Here is an 18559-nt window from a genome sequence, read left to right as displayed (position 1 = left end):
CCGGGACGGCCCCGCCAGCCGCTGCGGCAACGACCGCACCCCGGATGCTACTATTTCTATAGCATCATGCCGGCGCTTTTATTGTGCTGGAGGCCGTTTTGGCACCCAATCCCAAGGCAGGCCGGCGGAGCCCCTGACGGCCGGCCCGGCCGGTCAGAACAGCACGCGGCTGCGGATCGTGCCCGGCACCTTGGCCAGCTCGTCCTGCGCCAGGTCGGACGACTGGGCGTCGATGTCGATCACCACGTAGCCCACCTTCTCGTTGGTCTGCAGGTACTGGGCGGCGATGTTGATCCGGTTGTCCGAGAAGATCTGGTTGATCTGCGACAGCACGCCCGGCACGTTCTGGTGGATGTGCAGCAGCCGGTGCTTGCCCGGGTGCGCGGGCAGCGCCACCTCGGGGAAGTTGACCGACGAGATCGAGGTGCCGTTGTCGCTGTACTTGACCAGCTTCTCGGCCACTTCGAGCCCGATGTTGGCCTGCGCCTCCATGGTGGAGCCGCCGATGTGCGGGGTGAGGATCACGTTGTCCAGCCCGCGCAGCGGCGACAGGAACTCGTCCTTGTTGGTGCGCGGCTCGACCGGGAACACATCGATGGCGGCGCCCAGCAGCTTCTTGGCGCGGAGCGCCTCGGCCAGCGGCTCGATCTCCACCACCGTGCCGCGCGCGGCGTTGATGAGGATGCCGCCCGGCTTCATCGCCGCGATCTCGGCCGCGCCGATCATCCACTGCGTGGACGCCAGCTCGGGCACGTGCAGGCTCACGATGTCGGCCTGCCCCAGCAGCGCGTGCAGCGAGGGCGCCTGGCGCGCATTGCCCAGGGGCAGCTTGTTGACCACGTCGTGGAAGATCACGTGCATGCCCAGGCCCTCGGCCAGCACCGACAGCTGCGTGCCGATGGAACCGTAGCCCACGATGCCCAGTGTCTTGCCGCGGATCTCGTAGGCATTGTCGGCCGACTTCAGCCAGCCGCCGCGGTGCGCCACCGCGTTCTTCTCGGGAATGCCGCGCAGCAGCAGGATGGCCTCGGCCAGCACCAGTTCGGCCACCGAGCGGGTGTTGGAGTAAGGCGCGTTGAACACGGCGATGCCGCGCTCGCGCGCGGCGTTCAGGTCCACCTGGTTGGTGCCGATGCAAAAGCACCCCACGGCCACGAGCTTGTGCGCGTGGGAGAAAACCTCGGCCGTGAGCTGGGTGCGCGAGCGGATGCCCACGAAATGCGCATCGGCGATCTTGCGCTTGAGTTCATCGTCGGGCAACGCGCCGGAGATCGCCTCGATCTGCGTGTAGCCCGCACCGCGCAGCACGTCGAGCGCGGACGGATGGATGCCCTCGAGCAACAGGAACTTGATCTTGCTTTTGTCCAGAGAGGTTTTGGCCATGGAAAGGTCCGGAGGATCGGAAAAGGAAAAGGCGCGGGATTCAGCCCCGCGATCAGCCCCGAAATGGGGACGCGAGATCATTGTGCACCGCACAAAACCCTGCTGGCATCCTTGCAATTCGCTGAAATGGTGCGCGGCACGAGTCGCGAAGGCGACTCCGGCCACCGCCGATCTGTCACGAAATTGTCACGAAATCGCCAGCGCTGGCGCCCGTTTGGTGGCCATGGCGGGGCCCTGCGCCGCGACGGGTTTCCCCGCTTGATCGCTGCGTGGGCCTATGCGACAACGACATATTCGTGTCACGAAATGCGTCCTACCATCGGCGCTTCGTGCATTTCGTATCGATTCGAGGAGTTTTCATGCAATTCAAGCACCTGGCGGCCGCTGCCGCCATCGCCGCTTCGCTCTGCGCCACGGCGCAGGCACAGACCGAGATCCAATGGTGGCATTCGATGACCGCGGTCAACGGCGAGTGGGTGAACGACCTGGCCAAGCAGTTCAACGAGAGCCAGAAGGAATACAAGATCGTGCCGACCTACAAGGGCACGTATGACGAGTCCATGACGGCCTCCATCGCCGCCTTCCGCGCCGGCAACGCACCGCACATCCTGCAGGTGTTCGAAGTGGGCACGGCCACCATGATGGCCAGCAAGGGCGCCATCGTGCCCGTGGGCAAGGTGATGCAGGACGCAGGCGCCAAGTTCGACCCGGCCGCCTACATCCCCGCCGTGGCCGGCTACTACACGGCCCCCAACGGCCAGATGCTGAGCTTCCCGTTCAACAGCTCCACCACCATCTTCTACTTCAACAAGGACGCCTTCAAGGCAGCCGGCCTGCCCACCGACAAGGCGCCCGCCACCTGGCCCGAAGTGGTCAACGCGGCAGCCAAGCTCAAGGCCTCGGGCCACAAGTGCCCGTTCACCACGGCCTGGCAGAACTGGACGCAGGTCGAGAGCTTCTCGGCCTGGCACAACGTGGAGTTCGCCAGCAAGTCCAACGGCCTGCAGGGCCTGGACGCGCGCCTGAAGGTCGATTCGCCCCTGCACGTGCGCCACATCGAGAACCTGGCCAACATGGCCAAGCAGGGCCTGTTCGTCTACAAGGGCCGCGGCAACGTGCCCGAGGCCAGCTTCGTGTCCGGCGAGTGCGCCATGATCAACACGTCGTCGGGCTTCTACGGCAACGTGGCCAAGAACGCCAAGTTCGCCTACGGCCTGGCTCCCCTGCCCTACTACCCCGATGTACCCGGCGCACCGCAGAACACCGTGATCGGCGGCGCGAGCCTGTGGGTCATGGCCGGCAAGAAGCCTGCCGAATACAAGGGCGTGGCGCAGTTCTTCCAGTTCATCTCCACGCCCGAAGTGCAGTCCGCCAGCCACAAGCGCACCGGCTACCTGCCCGTCACCAAGGCTGCGTATGAGCTGACCGAGAAGTCGGGCTTTTACCAGCAGAACCCCGGCACCGACGTGGCCGTGACGCAGATGATCCGCAAGGTGACCGACAAGAGCCGCGGCATCCGCCTGGGCAACTACGTGCAGATCCGCGCGATCGAGGACGAAGAGCTCGAACAGGTGTGGTCCGGCAAGAAGACCGCCAAGGAAGCGCTGGACACGATCGTCAAGCGTGGAAACGAGCAACTGGAACGCTTCCAGAAGGCGAACAAGTCGTAATACGGCTTAAACTGACCGTTTCGCCAACCGTAAAAAGCAGATGGGTCATCCATCTGCTTTTTGCTTTGGGAAGCGCCTATTTCTCCCAACCTTCCGCCCCATGGAAAAACGCGTCCGTTTCAAATCTGCCTGGCTGCCCTGGCTGCTCATCGCGCCGCAGATGGCCATCATCCTGGTCTTCTTTTTCTGGCCTGCCAGCCAGGCGCTGGTGCAGTCGATGCAGCTGCAGGACGCCTTCGGAACCTCCACCGAATGGGTGGGCCTGGCCAACTTCCGCCAGCTCTTCAACGACGGCAGCTACGTGGAGTCGTTCAAGACCACGGCCATGTTCTCCGTGCTGGTGGCGGGCATCGGCATCAGCCTGTCGCTGATGCTGGCGATCTTCGCCGACCGCGTGGTCAAGGCGGCCATGTTCTACAAGACCATGCTGATCCTGCCCTACGCCGTCGCGCCCGCCGTGGCCGCGGTGCTGTGGGTGTTCATGTTCTCGCCGTCGCTCGGCGTGGTGGCCTACGGCCTGGAGAAGGTCGGCATCCACTGGAACCACCTGCTCGACTCGGGCCAGGCCATGACGCTGATCGTGATGGCCTCGGTGTGGAAGCAGATCTCCTACAACTTCCTGTTCTTCCTGGCCGGGCTGCAGTCGATCCCCAAGTCGCTCATCGAAGCCGCGGCCATCGACGGCGCGCGCCCGTGGCGCCGCTTCTGGACCATCCAGTTCCCGTTGCTGTCGCCCACCACGTTCTTCCTGCTGGTGATCAACGTGGTCTATGCCTTCTTCGACACCTTCGCCATCGTCGATGCGGCCACGCAGGGCGGCCCGGGCAAGGACACGGCCATCCTGGTCTACAAGGTCTACTACGACGGCTTCAAGGCCATGGACCTGGGCGGCTCGGCCGCGCAATCGGTGGTACTGATGCTGATCGTCGTCGCGCTCACCGTGGTGCAGTTCCGCTATGTCGAAAAGAAAGTGAACTACTGATGCAACGCCCGATGCAATGCGTTTCCTCGATGGAGGCCGCCCATGGTTGAGCGCCGCCTGACCGCCGGCATCCTGGCCCATGTGATCATGGTGCTGGGCGTGCTGATCGTCGCCTTTCCGCTGTACCTGGCGTTCGTCGCCTCCACGCACACCGCGCAGGAGATCGTGCAGGCCCCCATGCCGCTGCTGCCCGGCAGCCACTTCTGGGAGACCTACAAGGCCGCCCTGTTCGGCCGCGACGCGGGCGCGGGCTCCACGGCCCCGGTGGCCCGCATGATGTGGGTCAGCCTGGTGTCGGCGCTGGTCATCACCTTCGGCAAGATCGCCATCTCGCTGCTGTCGGCCTTCGCCATCGTGTACTTCCGCTTTCCCTTCAAGGGCCTGTGCTTCTGGCTGATCTTCATCACCCTGATGCTGCCCGTGGAAGTGCGCATCGGCCCAACGTACCAGGTGGTGTCCGACCTCGGCATGCTCAACAGCTACGCGGGCCTGACCGTGCCGCTGATCGCATCGGCCACGGCCACGTTCCTGTTTCGCCAGTTCTTCCTGACCGTGCCCGACGAGCTGGTGGAGGCCGCGCGCATGGACGGCGCGGGCCCGATGCTGTTCTTCAAGGACATCCTGATCCCGCTGTCCAAGACCTCGATCGCCGCTCTGTTCGTGATCCAGTTCATCTACGGCTGGAACCAGTACCTGTGGCCGCTGCTGGCCACCACGAGCGAAGACATGTACCCGGTGGTGATCGGCATCAAGCGCATGATCGCCGGCGGGGACGGCCAGAACGAATGGAACATCGTCATGGCGACGGCCATCCTGGCCATGCTGCCGCCGGCCGTGGTGGTGATGCTCATGCAGAAGTGGTTCGTCAAGGGCCTCGTGGACACCGAGAAATAACGGTCAACGACCACCGATCGATCTGACAAGAATCCCAAAGATATGGCATCCCTCTCGCTTCGCAACGTCATCAAGCGCTACGGCGCCGGCCCCAAGGCCAACCCGGTCATCCACGGCGTCAGCGCCGAAATCCAGGATGGCGAATTCATCGTGATCGTCGGCCCGTCGGGCTGCGGCAAATCCACCCTGCTGCGCATGGTCGCGGGCCTGGAAGAGATCAGCGGCGGCGAGATCGCCATCGGCCCGCGCGTGGTGAACAACCTCGAGCCCGCCGAGCGGGACATCGCCATGGTGTTCCAGAACTACGCGCTCTACCCGCACATGACGAACTTCGACAACATGGCCTACGGCCTGAAGATCGCCAAGGTGCCCAAGGACGAGATCAAGCGGCGCGTGGACAAGGCCGCCAAGATCCTGGAGCTGGGCCATCTGCTGGAGCGCAAGCCGCGCGAGCTGTCCGGCGGCCAGCGCCAGCGCGTGGCCATGGGCCGCGCCATCGTGCGCCAGCCGCAGGTGTTCCTGTTCGACGAGCCGCTGTCCAACCTGGACGCCAAGCTGCGCGCGCAGACCCGCCTGGAGATCCAGAAGCTGCACCGCGAGCTGGGCATCACCAGCCTGTTCGTCACCCACGACCAGGTCGAGGCCATGACGCTCGCCCAACGCATGATCGTCATGAACGGCGGCGTGATGGAGCAGTTCGGCACGCCCGAGGAGGTGTACCACTCGCCCGCCTCGACCTTCGTGGCCAGCTTCATCGGCTCTCCGCCCATGAACCTGCTCAAGAACGCGGAAGGCGGCAAGCAGGGCGCGATCCTCGGCATCCGCCCCGAGCACCTGGACACCGGCGCCACCGGCTGGGCCGTGCAGGTCGAAACCGTCGAGCTGCTGGGCGCCGAACGCCTGGTGTACGCCCGCATGAACGGCGAATCCCTCATCGTGCGCGTGGAAGAAGGCACGCACTCGCCCCAGCCGGGCGACACCATCCACGTGGCGCCGCGCCCGTCGCGCCTGCACTGGTTCGACGCCGCCACCGGCAAGCGGATGTGAGCGGCGCCGTGAGCCGCCCACCCGCGCCGGCCGGGCTCGTGCACGCGACCGTTCCCGTGCTGGCCTCGCTCGACCTGGATGAGAGCGCGGCCTTCTGCGCCGACCGGCTGGGGTTCGCGCCCCGGCTGCGCACGGGCGACTACCTCATCGCCGAGCGCGACGGCTGCGAGCTGCATTTCTGGCTCTGCACCGAGCGCCACATCGCCGAGAACACCTCCTGCTACGTGCGGGGCGACACCCGTGCGCTGCATGCCGACTTCGCCGCGCGCGGGCTGGCCGTCGATCCCCCGCGCGAGCAGCCCTGGGGCATGCGCGAGCTGTACGTGATCGACCCGCACGGCAACCTGCTCAAGTTCGGCGAAAGCCTATGAAGCCCCCCGCAGTCGCCACCGGCGCCTGCGGGCGCGGCCTGCTCCGCGGCCATCGGACAGCACGGGCCGTGCCGGTTTCGAACACCGCGACAGCATTCCCAACCCTCGTTCACTGACATGACCGCCCCTTCCGCTGCTGCTGCCGTTGCGCCAGCCTTTTCCGCGTCCGACTGGCCCTATCCCCGCTGGATCGCCCACCGCGGCGCCGGAAAGCTCGCGCCCGAGAACACGCTGGCCGCCTTCCGCCTGGGCGCGCACCACGGCTACCGCATGTTCGAATGCGACGCCAAGCTCAGCAGCGACGGCGTGCCCTTTCTGCTGCACGACGCCACGCTGGAGCGCACCACCTGCGGCCAGGGCACGGCGGGCGATCACACCTGGAGCGACCTGTCGCGCCTGGACGCCGGTGCCTGGCATTCGCGCGCCCACGCCGGCGAGCCGCTGCCCACGCTGGACGCCGTGGCGCGCTTTTGCCGGGCCAACGGCCACCTGCTGAACATCGAGATCAAGCCCACGCCCGGCACCGAGGAGGAAACCGGCCGCGTGGTCGCCGCGCACGCCGCGCGCCTGTGGCAGGGCGCCGCGGTGCCGCCGCTGCTCACCTCGTTCCAGGTGCGCGCGCTGTCCGGTGCGCGCGACGCGGCGCCGCTGCTGCCGCGCGGCCTGCTGCTGGACACGCTGGGCGCCGGCTGGCTGGACACCGCGCAGCAGCTCGGCTGCGTGGCCGTGGTCTGCAACCACGCGCTGTGGAATACCGAGACCGTGGCCCAGGTGAAAGGCGCCGGGCTGCGCGCCTTGAGCTACACGGTGAACGACGAGTGGGCCGCGCAGCGCCTGATCGACCTGGGCACCGACGGCATCATCACCGACCGGGTGGACCTGTTCAGCCCGGGGCAGTGATACGCTTTCGGGTCCTTGTACGCACGGACTCGCCCTTGCTTCCCTCATTTTTTAGAACCCTGCTGGCCGGCCTGCTCATGGGCCTGGCCCTGTCCCACCCCGCGGCGGCGCAGGACCGGACCGCGGCGGCATCCGCCCCGGCCCCGGCCGCCAGCGCCACGGCCCCCCGGGCCGGCGATCCGGCCCCTCGTTCTGTGGACGACCTGCGCAAGCAGCTCGACGCCGTCCCGAAAAAGCTCGACCCGGACGACGACGGCCGCAAGCGCGTCAACGAGGTCTATGCCATCGGCACGGCCGCCGAGCAACTCGTCGCACAGCGCACCGAAGAGCTGGCCGACCTGGACACGCGCCTGGCCGGGCTCGGCCCCTCGCCCGAGAAAGGCGCGCCCGCCGACTCCCCCGACGTCGCGCAGCAGCGTGCCGGACTGGCCAAGCAGCGCGCCGTCGTGGACGCCGACCTCAAGCTCGCCCGCCTCATCGTGGTCGATGCCGACCAGCGCAGCGCCGACCTCGTGCGCCAGCGCCGCCAGCAGTTCCAGGATGCGCTGACCGCCCGCATCGACTCGCCGCTGGGCCCCACCTACTGGCGCGCGCTGCGCAACGCCTGGCCTTCCGACACCGCCCGCTTGTCGATGCTGGCGGTCGAGATCCGCCAGGCCCTGGAGCGGGCGATGGAGCCTGCCCGGCGTGCCACCTTCCTCGGCAGCCTGGCCGGCGCGCTGCTGCTGGCCGTGCTGGGCAACTGGCTGGCCAAGCGCGTGCTGGTGCGCGTGGCGCCCACGCGGTTGCCGTCCGGGCGCCTGCGGCGCTCGCTGCTCGCGGCGGTGTCGGTCGTGGTACACGTGCTGCTGATCGGGCTGGCGGCGCAACTGGCGCTCAGCGGCGTCGACGTGGGCGACAACCTCGGCGACCGGCTGCACGGCCTGGGCAGCACGGCGGTGCGCCTGGCCATCTTCGCCTCGTTCGCCATCGGCCTGGGGCACGCGTTGCTGTCGCGCCGGCGCAGCTCCTGGCGGCTGCCCTCGCTGTCGGACGACCTGGCGCGGCGGCTGAGCCCCTACCCCTGGTGGATCGCCCTGGTCGCCATCACCAGCGGACTCATCACCGAAATCAACACCGCCGTGGGCGCCAGCCTCGCGGCCGAGGTGACGACGCAGGCCGTGACGGCGCTGCTGGTCGCGCTCATCGCCATCGCCTGCCTGCGCCACCTGCACACCCCGCGCACCACGGCCAAGGACGGCGCGGCGGAGGGCGGCAGCGAGCCCGCCGAGGCCGCTGCAGCGCCCCCGCGCCCGCTGTGGGTGGGCCTGCTCGTGGCCTGCGCGGGCTTCGCCTCGGTGGCGACCCTGGTGCTGGTGGCGCTGGGCTTCGTCGCCCTGGCCAGCACGCTGGCGCGGCAGATGGTGTGGAGCGCCATCGTCTTCGCCACCGCCTACCTGCTCTACCAGCTGGCCGACGACGTGTGCGAGGCCGTGCTGTCGTCCAAGGGCAGCTTCGGGCGCCGCCTGCATTCCGGCATGGGCATCGACGCGGGCCTGCTCGACCAGGCGGCCGTGCTGGGCTCGGGCGTGCTGCGCGTGGTGCTGTTCTTCTACATGGTGATCGCGCTGATGGCGCCGTTCGGCACCGGACCGGACGAGGTCTTCCGGCGCGGCAGCAGCCTCAACAACGGCCTGCAGGTGGGCAATTTCGCGCTCGCGCCCCAGGCCTTGCTCACCGCGCTGGCCGTGGTGGCGGCGGGGTTCGTGGCCATCCGCGTGCTCAAGCGCTGGCTGAGCGACCGCTACTTTCCCAACACGTCGCTCGAGCCCGGCATGCGCAGCTCCATCGTCTCGCTGCTGGGCTACGTGGGCGGCGTGCTGGTGGTGGCCGCGGCGCTCGCGGCGCTGGGCATCAGCGTGGAGCGCATCGCCTGGGTGGCCAGCGCGCTGTCGGTGGGGATCGGCTTTGGGCTGCAGGCCATCGTGCAGAACTTCATCTCGGGCCTGATCCTGCTGGCCGAGCGGCCGGTGAAGGTGGGCGACTGGGTGGTGCTGGGCGATACCGAGGGCGACGTGCGCCGCGTGAACGTGCGCGCCACCGAGATCCAGCTGGGCGACCGGTCCACCGTGATCGTGCCCAACTCGGAGTTCATCACCAAGACCGTGCGCAACATGACTTTGACCGGCGCGCCCGGCCGCGTGCTGCTGCGCCTGCCCGCGCCGCTGGACACCGATGCGCAGCGCATGCGCGAGGTGATCCTGCAGGCCTTCCACGCCCACGAAGGCATCATGGAAGACCCCGAACCCATCGTGCAGCTCGAAGGCATCCTGAACGGCACGCTCACCTTCCTGGCCATCGGCTACGTGAGCAATCCCCGCAACTCGGGCGGCGTGCGCAGCGACCTGCTGTTCACCATCCTGGACAACCTGCGCGGCGCGGGCCTGGCGCTGTCGCCGCCAGCGACCACGTCGCTCACCCACCCCACGCCGACCTCGCCGACCGTGGCGGTGCCGCAGCCGCAGGGCGGCAACGGGCCGGGCACGACGGTGGTCTGACCGGGGTGCGGCCACCCCGGCCGCAGCGATTCGCTATAAATTCAATAGCACAATGCCCTAGTGGAATATGTGCTGGATGGCGATTGGGCTCGAATTCCTCAATCCAGCTTCGCGCCCGACTGCGCCACGGCGGAGGCCCAGCGCGGCATCTCGGTCGCGAGGAAGGCCGCGAAGGCATCCGCCCCCAGGAAGGCCGGATCGGCGCCCTGCGACACCATGCGCTCGCGCACCTCGGGCGACTGCAGCACCTGGCCGAACGCATCGCTCAGCTTGGCGACCACGTCCCTGGGCGTGCCGGCCGGCGCGAGAAAGCCGTAGAAGCCCACCACCTCGAAGCCCTTGAGCCCGGTCTCGATCGCCGTGGGCACGTCCGGCAGCGCCGGGTTGCGCTGCCGGCTGGTCACGGCCAGGGCGCGCACCTTGCCCTGCTTGTGGTACGCGGCCGCCTGCGGAATGCTCTCGGCCATGAACTGCACCTGGCCCGCCATCAGGTCGGTGAAGGCCGGGGCGCTGCCGCGGTACGGGATGTGCACCATGAACAGGCCTGTGGCCGTCTTGAACATCTCCGGCACCAGGTGGCTGATGCCGCCGTTGCCCGCCGAACCGAAGTTCACCTGGCCCGGCTTGGCCCGTGCGTACTGGATGAATTCGGGCAGCGTCTTCGCCGGCAGCTTCGGGTTGACCAGCAGCGCGAGCGGCTGCATGGCGGTGCGCGCGACGGGCGTGAAATCCTTGAGCGTCTGGTAGGGCAGCCGGCTGTACAGCGCCGGGTTGATCACCATCACGCCGGTGTTGGCCAGCATCAGCGTGTGGCCGTCGGGCGGCGCCTTCATCACGTCCTGCGCGCCGACGGTGCCGCCCGCGCCCGACTTGTAGTCCACCACCACGGGCTGGCCGAGCACGGCCTGCAGCTTGTCGGTGAGCAGGCGGGCATGCTGGTCCAGCGGCCCGCCCGCTGGAAAGCCGATCACGATGCGGATGGGCCGGGAGGGAAAGCCCTGGGCCAGGGCGGCCACGGACAGGCAGGCCAGGGTGGCGGCCGCCAGGCAGGTGCGCAGGCGCATGCGAAAGTCTCCTTCTTTTGTGTCTGGATGGGATCAGCTGCAGCTTAGGGCCGGCCTGCCTCGCCCGGCACGGGGTCTTACCCGCAAAAGCCTCCTTCACGGCAGGCCCTGCTCGGCGAAAATACCCGCTTGTCCGCCGCCTCTAAAAGCCCCCCACCATGACCCTCGCCCACTGGCTCGTTTTCTGCGGCGTCTCGCTGCTGATGTGTTTCACCCCCGGCCCGGCCGTGCTGCTGGCGGTGTCGAACTCGGTGGATGTCGGGGCGCGGCGCACGGCGTTCAGCTCGCTCGGCAGCTCGGCCGGCATCTTCGCCGTCTCGGGCCTCGCGATGGTCGGCATGGGGACCATCCTCAGCCTGTCGGCGAACGCGTTCCTGGTGATGAAGGTCGTCGGCGCGCTGTACCTGATCTGGCTGGGCATCAAGCGCTGGCGCAGCCAGGACGCGCTGATCGCCAGCGATGCCGGCCTGGCGCCCGCCCAGCGACGCGAGCGCAAGAACTGGCAGCTGGTGGCGCAGGGGCTGGGCGTGTCGCTGACCAACCCAAAGGCCATCCTGTTCTTCTCGGCCCTGTTCCCGCAGTTCATCGTGCCCGGCGAGCCGCTGTTCACGCAGTATCTGTTGCTGACCACGACGTTCGCCGTCTGCGCGTTGATCTCGCACGCCTTCTATGTGGTGCTGATCTCGCTGGTGAAGGGCCACGTGGTGGCGCGCGCCAAGCTGTTCAACCGCATCGTGGGCGGCACCTTCATGGCGCTGGGCGTGGGCCTGCTGCAGACCCGGCACAAACTGGGCTGAGGGCCCGGGCCTTCGGGGGCGCGTCTTTCTCAGCGCCAGCCGCGCAGCAGCCCCCACTGCGCGGTCGCGCAGCCCACCGCCAGCGCCGCGTAGGTGAGCATCTTTCCGTCGCGTCCCCACCACGCCAGACCGGCCGCGAGCACGAGGCAGCCCACCCCGAACAGCACGCCCAGCTGGGCCAGCGTTCCACGCGTGGCCGCCCGCTTTCGCAGGAAGACCTTGCAGCCGGCGACCAGCAGCAGCGCCACGGCGAACGCGGGCAGCACGAAATTCAGCAGATGGTTGACGGCGGACAAAGCATCCATGGACATGACCCAGATCAAGACTATTACAGGCATAGCCCCCTGCATCGGGCCGGCAATTTTATAATCGCCGCTTATGGCAGTCTGGGCCCTTGGCATCAACCACACGACCGCGCCGCTCGATCTGCGCGGTCGTTTTGCGTTCGCGCTCGATCAGATCGCGCCCACGCTGCAGGGTTTGCGCCAGTCGCTGGGCGGCGCCAGCCGCCATCCCAGCGTCGAGACGGCCATCATCTCCACCTGCAACCGCACCGAAATCTACTGCGCCGGCAATGAATCCGCGCTGGACCACACGCTGGGCTGGCTCGCCCAGAGCGGCGGCGTCAGCCCCGCGCTGCTGCGCTCGCACTCCTACGCGCTGGAAGACGGCCTGGTGGCCCGCCATGCCTTCCGCGTGGCCAGCGGGCTCGATTCCATGGTGCTGGGCGAGGCGCAGATCCTCGGCCAGATGAAGGACGCCGTGCGCGCCGCCGAAACCGCCGGCGCGCTGGGCACCACGCTCAACCAGCTCTTCCAGCGCAGCTTCGCCGTCGCCAAGGAAGTGCGCACCAGCACCGAGATCGGCGCCCACAGCATCAGCATGGCCGCCGCGGCCGTGCGGCTGGCCGGCCAGCTGTTCGAAGACCTGTCCGAGATCCGCGTGCTGTTCGTCGGTGCGGGCGAGATGATCGAGCTGGCCGCCACCCATTTCGCGGCCAAGAACCCCAAGGCCATCGCCGTGGCCAACCGCACGCTGGAGCGCGGTGAAAAGCTCGCCACGCGCTTCGGCGGCGAGGTCATGCGCCTGGCCGACCTGCCCGACCGCCTGCACGAGTTCGACGCCGTGGTGAGCTGCACCGCCAGCAGCCTGCCCATCATCGGCCTGGGCGCCGTGGAGCGCGCCCTGAAAAAGCGGCGCCACCGCCCCATGTTCATGGTCGACCTCGCCGTGCCGCGCGACATCGAGCCCGAGGTCAAGGCGCTGGAGGACATCTACCTCTACACCGTGGACGACCTGGCCGGCGTGGTGCAGACCGCCCAGGCCCACCGCCAGGCCGCCGTGGCCCAGGCCGAGGCCATCATCGACGCGGGCGTGCAGAGCTTCATGCACTGGATGGACCAGCGCAGCCCCACCGGCGGCGTGGTGCCGCTGATCCAGCAGCTCAACGCCCAGACCGACGAGTGGCGCGCGCTGGAGATCGCCCGCGCCAAGAAGCTCCTGGCCAAGGGCGAGGACATGGATGCGGTGCTGGAGGCTTTGTCGCGCGGCCTCACGCAGAAGATGCTGCACGGCACCCTGGCCGAACTGCGGGCCGGCGACGCCGAGACCCGTGCCCAGACGGCCCAGACCGTCTCGCGCCTGTTCCTGCGCTCGCAAAGCAAGACCGGCCTGTAGCGACGCGGCTGCGCGGCCTGCCCTCAGGCCAAAAACGCCTCCAGCGCAGATTCCACTAGCGCTATCAGCTACAAAAAACGTAGCAATTTCTTTCCCCCGACGATGAAGCCCTTTCTCAGAACCCAGCTGGAGCGCTATGCGCAGCGCCTCGAAGAGCTCGACTTCCTGCTCTCGCGCGAGGACATCATGTCCGACATGGCGCAGTACCGCACCATCTCCCGCGAGCACGCCGAGGTCACGCAGATCGCGGGCCGCTACGCACGCCACCAGCAGCGCGAGGCCGATCTGGCCGGCGCCCGCGAGATGCTCGCCGACCCCGACATGGCCGAGATGGCGCAGGAGGAGATCGCCGCCGCCGAGGCAGAGCTGGCGCAGCTGGAAGAAGAACTGCAGCGCCTGCTGCTGCCCAAGGACCCCGACGACGCCCGCAATGCCTTCCTCGAAATCCGCGCGGGCACGGGCGGCGACGAGTCGGCCCTGTTCGCGGGCGACTTGGCGCGCATGTACACCCGCTATGCCGCCAACGTGGGCTGGAAGATCGAGATCCTGAGCGCCAACGAGAACGAGATCGGCGGCTACAAGGAAGTGGTGCTGCGCGTGGAGGCCGGGGCTGGTGACGGCCCCTCCGGGTCCGGCGCCTACGGCGCGCTGCGCTTCGAATCCGGCGGCCACCGCGTGCAGCGCGTGCCCGCCACCGAAACGCAGGGCCGCATCCACACCAGCGCCTGCACCGTGGCCGTGATGCCCGAGCCCGACGAGCACCAGGCCATCACCCTGAACCCCGCCGACCTGCGCATCGACACCTTCCGCGCCAGCGGCGCCGGCGGCCAGCACATCAACAAGACCGACTCGGCCGTGCGCGTGGTCCACCTGCCCACCGGCATCGTGGCCGAATGCCAGGACGGGCGCAGCCAGCACAGCAACAAGGCCAAGGCCCTGCAGGTGCTGCAGGCGCGCATCCAGGAAAAGGAACGCAGCGAGCGCGCCGCCAAGGAGGCCGCCCTGCGCAAGGGCCTGATCGGCTCGGGCGACCGCAGCGACCGCATCCGCACCTACAACTTCCCGCAGGGGCGCCTGACCGACCACCGCATCAACCTCACGCTCTACAAGCTGCTGGCCATCATGGAAGGCGACCTCGCCGACGTGCTGGACGCCCTGCGCCATGCGCGCGAGGCCGAGCAGCTGGCCGAGCTGGAAACCACGGCCTGATCGGCTTCAAGACCAACCGCCCCGATGCCGAAGGATTCATTGCCTTGGATGCTACCAATTCAATAGCAAACGCCTCGCCGACCCTGGCCCAGGCGCTGGCCCAGGCCCACACCCTGGGACTGGCACGCATCGACGCCCAGCTGCTGCTGCTGCACGCGCTCGGCCGCCCCGAGGCCGGCCGCGCCTGGCTGCTGGCGCACGACACCGACGCCGTGCCCCCGCCGGCGATGGACGCCTTCCTGGCACTGTGCCGGCGCCGCGCGGCCGGCGAGCCGGTGGCCTACCTGACGGGCCGCAAGGCGTTCTACGGCCTGGCGCTACAGGTCGATGCCCGCGTGCTGGACCCGCGACCGGACACCGAAACCCTGGTGGACTGGGCGCTGCAGGTGCTGCAGTCCGTCGCCGCCCCGCGCGTGGCCGACCTGGGCACCGGCAGTGGCGCCATCGCCCTCGCATTGCAGCACCAGCGGCCCGACGCGCAGGTGCTGGCGGTCGATGCCAGCCCCGCCGCGCTGGACGTGGCCCGCGCCAATGCCGAACGGCTGGGCCTGCCCGTGCGCTTCGTGATGGGCGACTGGCTTTCCGGCCTGGGGGAAGGCGCGGGGTTCGATGCCATCGTCTCCAATCCCCCCTACATCGCGGCGGACGATCCGCACTTGGCCGCGCTCACGCACGAGCCCCTGAACGCCCTGGCCAGCGGCGCCGACGGGCTGGACGACCTTCGCAACATTGCGGGGCAAGCCCTGCCCCATTTGGTGCCGGGCGGCTGGCTGCTGCTGGAGCACGGCTGGGACCAGGCCGGGGCCGTGCGGGCGCTGCTGAGCAGGGCTGGCTTCGCCGAGGTGCAAAGCCGAACCGATCTGGCCGGCCATGCCCGCTGTACCGGCGGCCGCCGGCCGGTCGCGGGGATGAGCGCCTCTGCAGCATTGGAAAGCCTTGTTCCGTCCCCACTTGAGCGGTAACGCTGCCGATTCAGCCCGCCCGCGGATGACCGCAGCGCCCCAAAGCCTTGGCCGACAGTGAAATAATCACGCCTTGCCGCCGATCCACGGCCACTTTCAGGAGCAACCCATGAGCGACACCCAGCAACGCATCGACGCCCTCGTCAAATCCAACGACATCCTGCTGTTCATGAAGGGCAGCGCGAGTTTTCCGATGTGCGGCTTCTCGGGCCGCGCGATCCAGCTCCTGAAGGCCTGCGGCGTGGACCCCAAGAGCGTGGCCACGGTGAACGTGCTGGACGACCCGGAGATCCGCCAGGGCATCAAGGAATACAGCAGCTGGCCCACCATCCCGCAGCTCTACGTCAAGGGCGAATTCATCGGCGGCTCGGACATCATGATGGAGATGTACGAGTCGGGCGAACTCAAGCAGGTGCTGGGCACGCAGGGCGAGTGACGCCGGCAGGCCCTGGCGGCTGCATCGACCGAAGGCCGCCCCCGGGCGGCCTTTTGCATGGGAACAACAGGGGCGGGTTGACGGGGTTTTTCCGCCGTTGAGACCGGGCATGTTGTGTGCTTGAATGGGTGCGTGACTTCCTCACACAGGAGCGCGCCATGACGACACACAGCCTTGTTCCGCAAACGCCGGCCCTGAGCCTGCCGGTGGCCCAGTTGCGCAACGTGTTCCACCCCTGCGACGTCGAGCGCAAGCTCACGCGGCTGCAGGACGGCGGCAGCCAGCGCGAATACGAAAATCTGCGCGCGGTGTACGAACGCATGCTGGAACGCGGGCCCGAACGCTTCCAGGTCAAGCCTTCCGGCGTGCCGGACATGGCCCACCTCTACGACCAGTTGCCCAACTTCACCGACGTCCTCGACGATGTGAAGCGCCACGTGGCCCTGGCGCAGGACAGCCGCGACGGGCTCGAAGTCACGCCGATGCTGCTGCTGGGCCCTCCCGGCATCGGCAAGACCCACTTCGCACGGCACCTGGCCGAGCTGCTGGGCACCGGCATGAACCTCGTGCCCATGAGCTCGATGACTGCTGGCTGGCTGCTGTCGGGCTCGTCATCGCAGTGGAAGGGCGCGCGGCCCGGCAAGGTGTTCGAGGCGCTGGTGGAGGGCGAATACGCCAACCCTGTCATCGTCGTGGACGAGATCGACAAGGCCGCGAGCGACGCGCAGTACGACCCGCTGGGCGCGCTGTATGGCCTGCTGGAGCACGACACGGCGCAGAGCTTCACCGACGAGTTCGCCGAGGTCGCCATCGACGCGAGCCAGGTCATCTGGATCACCACCGCCAACGACGAGCGCGGCATTCCCGATCCCATCCTCAACCGCATGAACGTGTTCGAGGTGCAGGCGCCCACGCCGGAGCAGGCCCGCGCCATCGCGCGCAACCTCTACCAGGGCATCCGCAACGGCCACGACTGGGGCCGCATGCTCGATCCCGAGCCGCAGTCCGACGTGCTGGACCTGCTCGCGCAGATGCCCCCGCGCGAAATGCGCCGAGCCCTGATGACCGGCTTCGGCAATGCGCGCCTGCAGCACCGCAGCGCGGTCGAAGTGGGCGACCTGCCGCGCAGCGCAGGCGGCAAATCGCGCATTGGCTTCCTGCAGTGAACTAGCCCTCGCCGCCAGCTTGCATCCCCTGCATGTGGGCGCGCGAAGGCGCGTGGCAGGGCGGCTACACTCGGCACGCTGGCGCACAGCACGATCATGGTGGCGCCCGCCGTCCCATGACCCTGTCCCAAAGTCTCTTCGTTATCGGCCTCCTCATCGTGGCCAGCGCGTTCTTCTCCATCGCGGAAATCTCCCTGGCGGCTTCGCGCCGCCTGCGCCTGCGCCAGATGGCCGACGAAGGCGACACCCGCGCCGACCGGGTCATGCGCATGCAGGAGCAGCCCGGCGACTATTTCACCGTGGTGCAGGTCGGCCAGAACGCCGTCGCCATCCTGGGCGGCATCGTGGGCGAAGGCGCGCTCAGTCCCCATTTCACCGAACTGTTCGCCTACTGGCTGAGCAACGCCCGGGCGGAGACCGCGGGCTTCCTGGCGTCGTTCACCATCATCACCTCGCTGTTCATCCTGCTCGCCGACCTGTTCCCCAAGCGGCTGGGCATGGCCAATCCCGAACGCCTGGCGCTGCGGGTGTCGGCGCCGATGAAGCTGCTGATGACCGTGCTGCGGCCCGTCGTCTGGCTCTACAGCCGCAGCGCGGACCTGCTGTTTCGCATGCTGGGGCTGTCGTCGCTGCGGGACGACCGGGTGACCTCCGACGACATCCTGGCCATGATGGAAGCCGGTGCCCGCGCCGGCGTGCTGGCCGCGCGGGAGCAGCAGGTGATCGAGAACGTGTTCGAACTGGACACGCGCACCGTCGGCAGCGCCATGTCGCAACGCGACCGCATCGCGTACTTCCTGCGCGACGATCCCGACACCGTGATCCGTGCGCGCATCGCGGAAGAGCCGTTCTCGACCTATCCCGTGTGCGACGGCGACATCGACCACGTGGTCGGCTACGTGGACGCCAAGGACCTCTTCCAGCGCGTGCTGAACAACCAGCCCATCTCGCTGGCCGACGAAGGCCTGGTGCGCAAGGTGCTCATCGTGCCGGACCGGCTGTCCCTGTCCGAAGTGCTGGAGCAGTTTCGCCAGGTGCACGAAGACTTTGCGGTCATCGTGAACGAATACAGCCTGGTGGTGGGGGTCGTCACCCTGAACGACGTGATGAGCACCGTCATGGGCGACCTCGTCATGGGCCCGGCGGACGAGGAGCAGATCGTGCGCCGCGACGAGAACTCCTGGCTCATCGACGGCGTGACCCCGGTCGAAGACGTGCTGCGCGCACTGAACCTGGACGAACTGCCCCACGCCGAAGAGTACGAAACGCTGGCCGGCTTCCTCATGGTGATGCTGCGCCGCGTGCCCCGGCGCACCGACAGCGTGAACTGGGGCGGCTACAAGTTCGAGGTGCTGGACGTGGACAGCTACCGCATCGACCAGATCATGGTGTCGCGCCTGCAGGATGCGAACGGCGTGCCCATCGCCGCGGCCAGCGCCATCTGAAGGCGCGGCGGCATCATCG

Annotated in this window: 17 protein-coding genes; 14 read left to right on the top strand and 3 right to left on the bottom strand. The window is 68.2% G+C overall.

The window, feature by feature from the left end:
- Nucleotides 1–153 precede the first annotated feature (153 nt).
- A complete protein-coding gene (serA, locus tag AVKW3434_RS08625; RefSeq protein WP_284393767.1) occupies nt 154–1383 on the bottom strand; it encodes a phosphoglycerate dehydrogenase in 1230 nt (409 codons plus the stop codon).
- Nucleotides 1384–1742: 359 nt separating this feature from the next.
- On the opposite strand from serA, the gene ugpB reads away from it, so the two are divergent.
- The 7 genes from ugpB to AVKW3434_RS08590 all read left to right on the top strand — a co-directional run bounded on the left by ugpB (nt 1743) and on the right by AVKW3434_RS08590 (nt 9784).
- Complete coding sequence (ugpB, locus tag AVKW3434_RS08620; RefSeq protein ID WP_272565484.1) at nt 1743–3053, top strand: sn-glycerol-3-phosphate ABC transporter substrate-binding protein UgpB; 1311 nt, start codon at nt 1743–1745, stop codon at nt 3051–3053.
- Nucleotides 3054–3153: 100 nt separating this feature from the next.
- The gene (gene ugpA / locus AVKW3434_RS08615) at nt 3154–4035 is read left to right on the top strand and encodes a sn-glycerol-3-phosphate ABC transporter permease UgpA (RefSeq protein ID WP_284393763.1); all 882 of its coding nucleotides are present in this window, start codon (nt 3154–3156) and stop codon (nt 4033–4035) included.
- A gap of 42 nt (nt 4036–4077) precedes the next feature.
- Nucleotides 4078–4929, top strand: a complete 852-nt coding sequence (gene ugpE, locus AVKW3434_RS08610) for a sn-glycerol-3-phosphate ABC transporter permease UgpE (protein ID WP_284405487.1) — start codon at nt 4078–4080, stop codon at nt 4927–4929.
- Between the two features lie 42 nt (nt 4930–4971).
- Entirely contained in the window at nt 4972–5976 is a 1005-nt protein-coding gene (locus AVKW3434_RS08605) for a sn-glycerol-3-phosphate import ATP-binding protein UgpC (RefSeq protein ID WP_284405486.1), read from the top strand.
- 8 nt (nt 5977–5984) lie between these two features.
- A complete protein-coding gene (locus AVKW3434_RS08600; protein WP_284405485.1) occupies nt 5985–6347 on the top strand; it encodes a bleomycin resistance protein in 363 nt (120 codons plus the stop codon).
- Nucleotides 6348–6464: 117 nt separating this feature from the next.
- The gene (gene ugpQ, locus AVKW3434_RS08595; protein WP_284405484.1) at nt 6465–7247 is read left to right on the top strand and encodes a glycerophosphodiester phosphodiesterase; all 783 of its coding nucleotides are present in this window, start codon (nt 6465–6467) and stop codon (nt 7245–7247) included.
- Between the two features lie 77 nt (nt 7248–7324).
- Entirely contained in the window at nt 7325–9784 is a 2460-nt protein-coding gene (locus tag AVKW3434_RS08590; RefSeq protein ID WP_284405553.1) for a DUF3772 domain-containing protein, read from the top strand.
- A 98-nt stretch (nt 9785–9882) separates the two neighbouring features.
- Here AVKW3434_RS08590 and AVKW3434_RS08585 read toward each other — a convergent pair whose 3' ends face one another.
- Nucleotides 9883–10848 (bottom strand): Bug family tripartite tricarboxylate transporter substrate binding protein, encoded by a 966-nt coding sequence (locus tag AVKW3434_RS08585; protein WP_284405483.1) that lies wholly within the window; start codon nt 10846–10848, stop codon nt 9883–9885.
- Nucleotides 10849–11006: 158 nt separating this feature from the next.
- Here AVKW3434_RS08585 and AVKW3434_RS08580 point away from each other — a divergent pair, with 158 nt between their 5' ends.
- A complete protein-coding gene (locus AVKW3434_RS08580; protein ID WP_272565494.1) occupies nt 11007–11645 on the top strand; it encodes a LysE family translocator in 639 nt (212 codons plus the stop codon).
- 29 nt (nt 11646–11674) lie between these two features.
- Here the strand turns inward: AVKW3434_RS08580 and AVKW3434_RS08575 are convergent, their stop codons facing one another.
- Nucleotides 11675–11950 (bottom strand): hypothetical protein, encoded by a 276-nt coding sequence (locus AVKW3434_RS08575; protein ID WP_284405482.1) that lies wholly within the window; start codon nt 11948–11950, stop codon nt 11675–11677.
- 73 nt (nt 11951–12023) lie between these two features.
- Here AVKW3434_RS08575 and hemA point away from each other — a divergent pair, with 73 nt between their 5' ends.
- The 6 genes from hemA to paeA all read left to right on the top strand — a co-directional run bounded on the left by hemA (nt 12024) and on the right by paeA (nt 18540).
- The gene (hemA, locus tag AVKW3434_RS08570; RefSeq protein WP_272565496.1) at nt 12024–13322 is read left to right on the top strand and encodes a glutamyl-tRNA reductase; all 1299 of its coding nucleotides are present in this window, start codon (nt 12024–12026) and stop codon (nt 13320–13322) included.
- Nucleotides 13323–13424: 102 nt separating this feature from the next.
- Complete coding sequence (gene prfA, locus AVKW3434_RS08565; RefSeq protein WP_272565498.1) at nt 13425–14531, top strand: peptide chain release factor 1; 1107 nt, start codon at nt 13425–13427, stop codon at nt 14529–14531.
- 44 nt (nt 14532–14575) lie between these two features.
- Nucleotides 14576–15493: a peptide chain release factor N(5)-glutamine methyltransferase gene (gene prmC, locus AVKW3434_RS08560; RefSeq protein ID WP_502869044.1), complete on the top strand. Its 918-nt coding sequence runs from the start codon at nt 14576–14578 to the stop codon at nt 15491–15493.
- Between the two features lie 109 nt (nt 15494–15602).
- On the top strand, nt 15603–15929 hold the full coding sequence (gene grxD / locus AVKW3434_RS08555; protein ID WP_272565499.1) for a Grx4 family monothiol glutaredoxin: 327 nt from the start codon (nt 15603–15605) through the stop codon (nt 15927–15929).
- Between the two features lie 158 nt (nt 15930–16087).
- On the top strand, nt 16088–17095 hold the full coding sequence (locus AVKW3434_RS08550) for an AAA family ATPase (protein WP_284405481.1): 1008 nt from the start codon (nt 16088–16090) through the stop codon (nt 17093–17095).
- 116 nt (nt 17096–17211) lie between these two features.
- Nucleotides 17212–18540 carry a polyamine export protein PaeA gene (paeA, locus tag AVKW3434_RS08545; protein ID WP_272565502.1) on the top strand — a complete coding sequence of 443 codons (1329 nt, stop codon included), beginning with the start codon at nt 17212–17214 and terminating at the stop codon, nt 18538–18540.
- Nucleotides 18541–18559 lie beyond the last annotated feature (19 nt).

This window comes from Acidovorax sp. SUPP3434, from assembly GCF_030159015.1.
Classification (GTDB): Bacteria; Pseudomonadota; Gammaproteobacteria; order Burkholderiales; family Burkholderiaceae_C; genus Paracidovorax.
The sequence above is the reverse complement of the archived record's forward strand: the minus strand, read 5'-3'. Positions and strand labels throughout refer to the sequence as shown.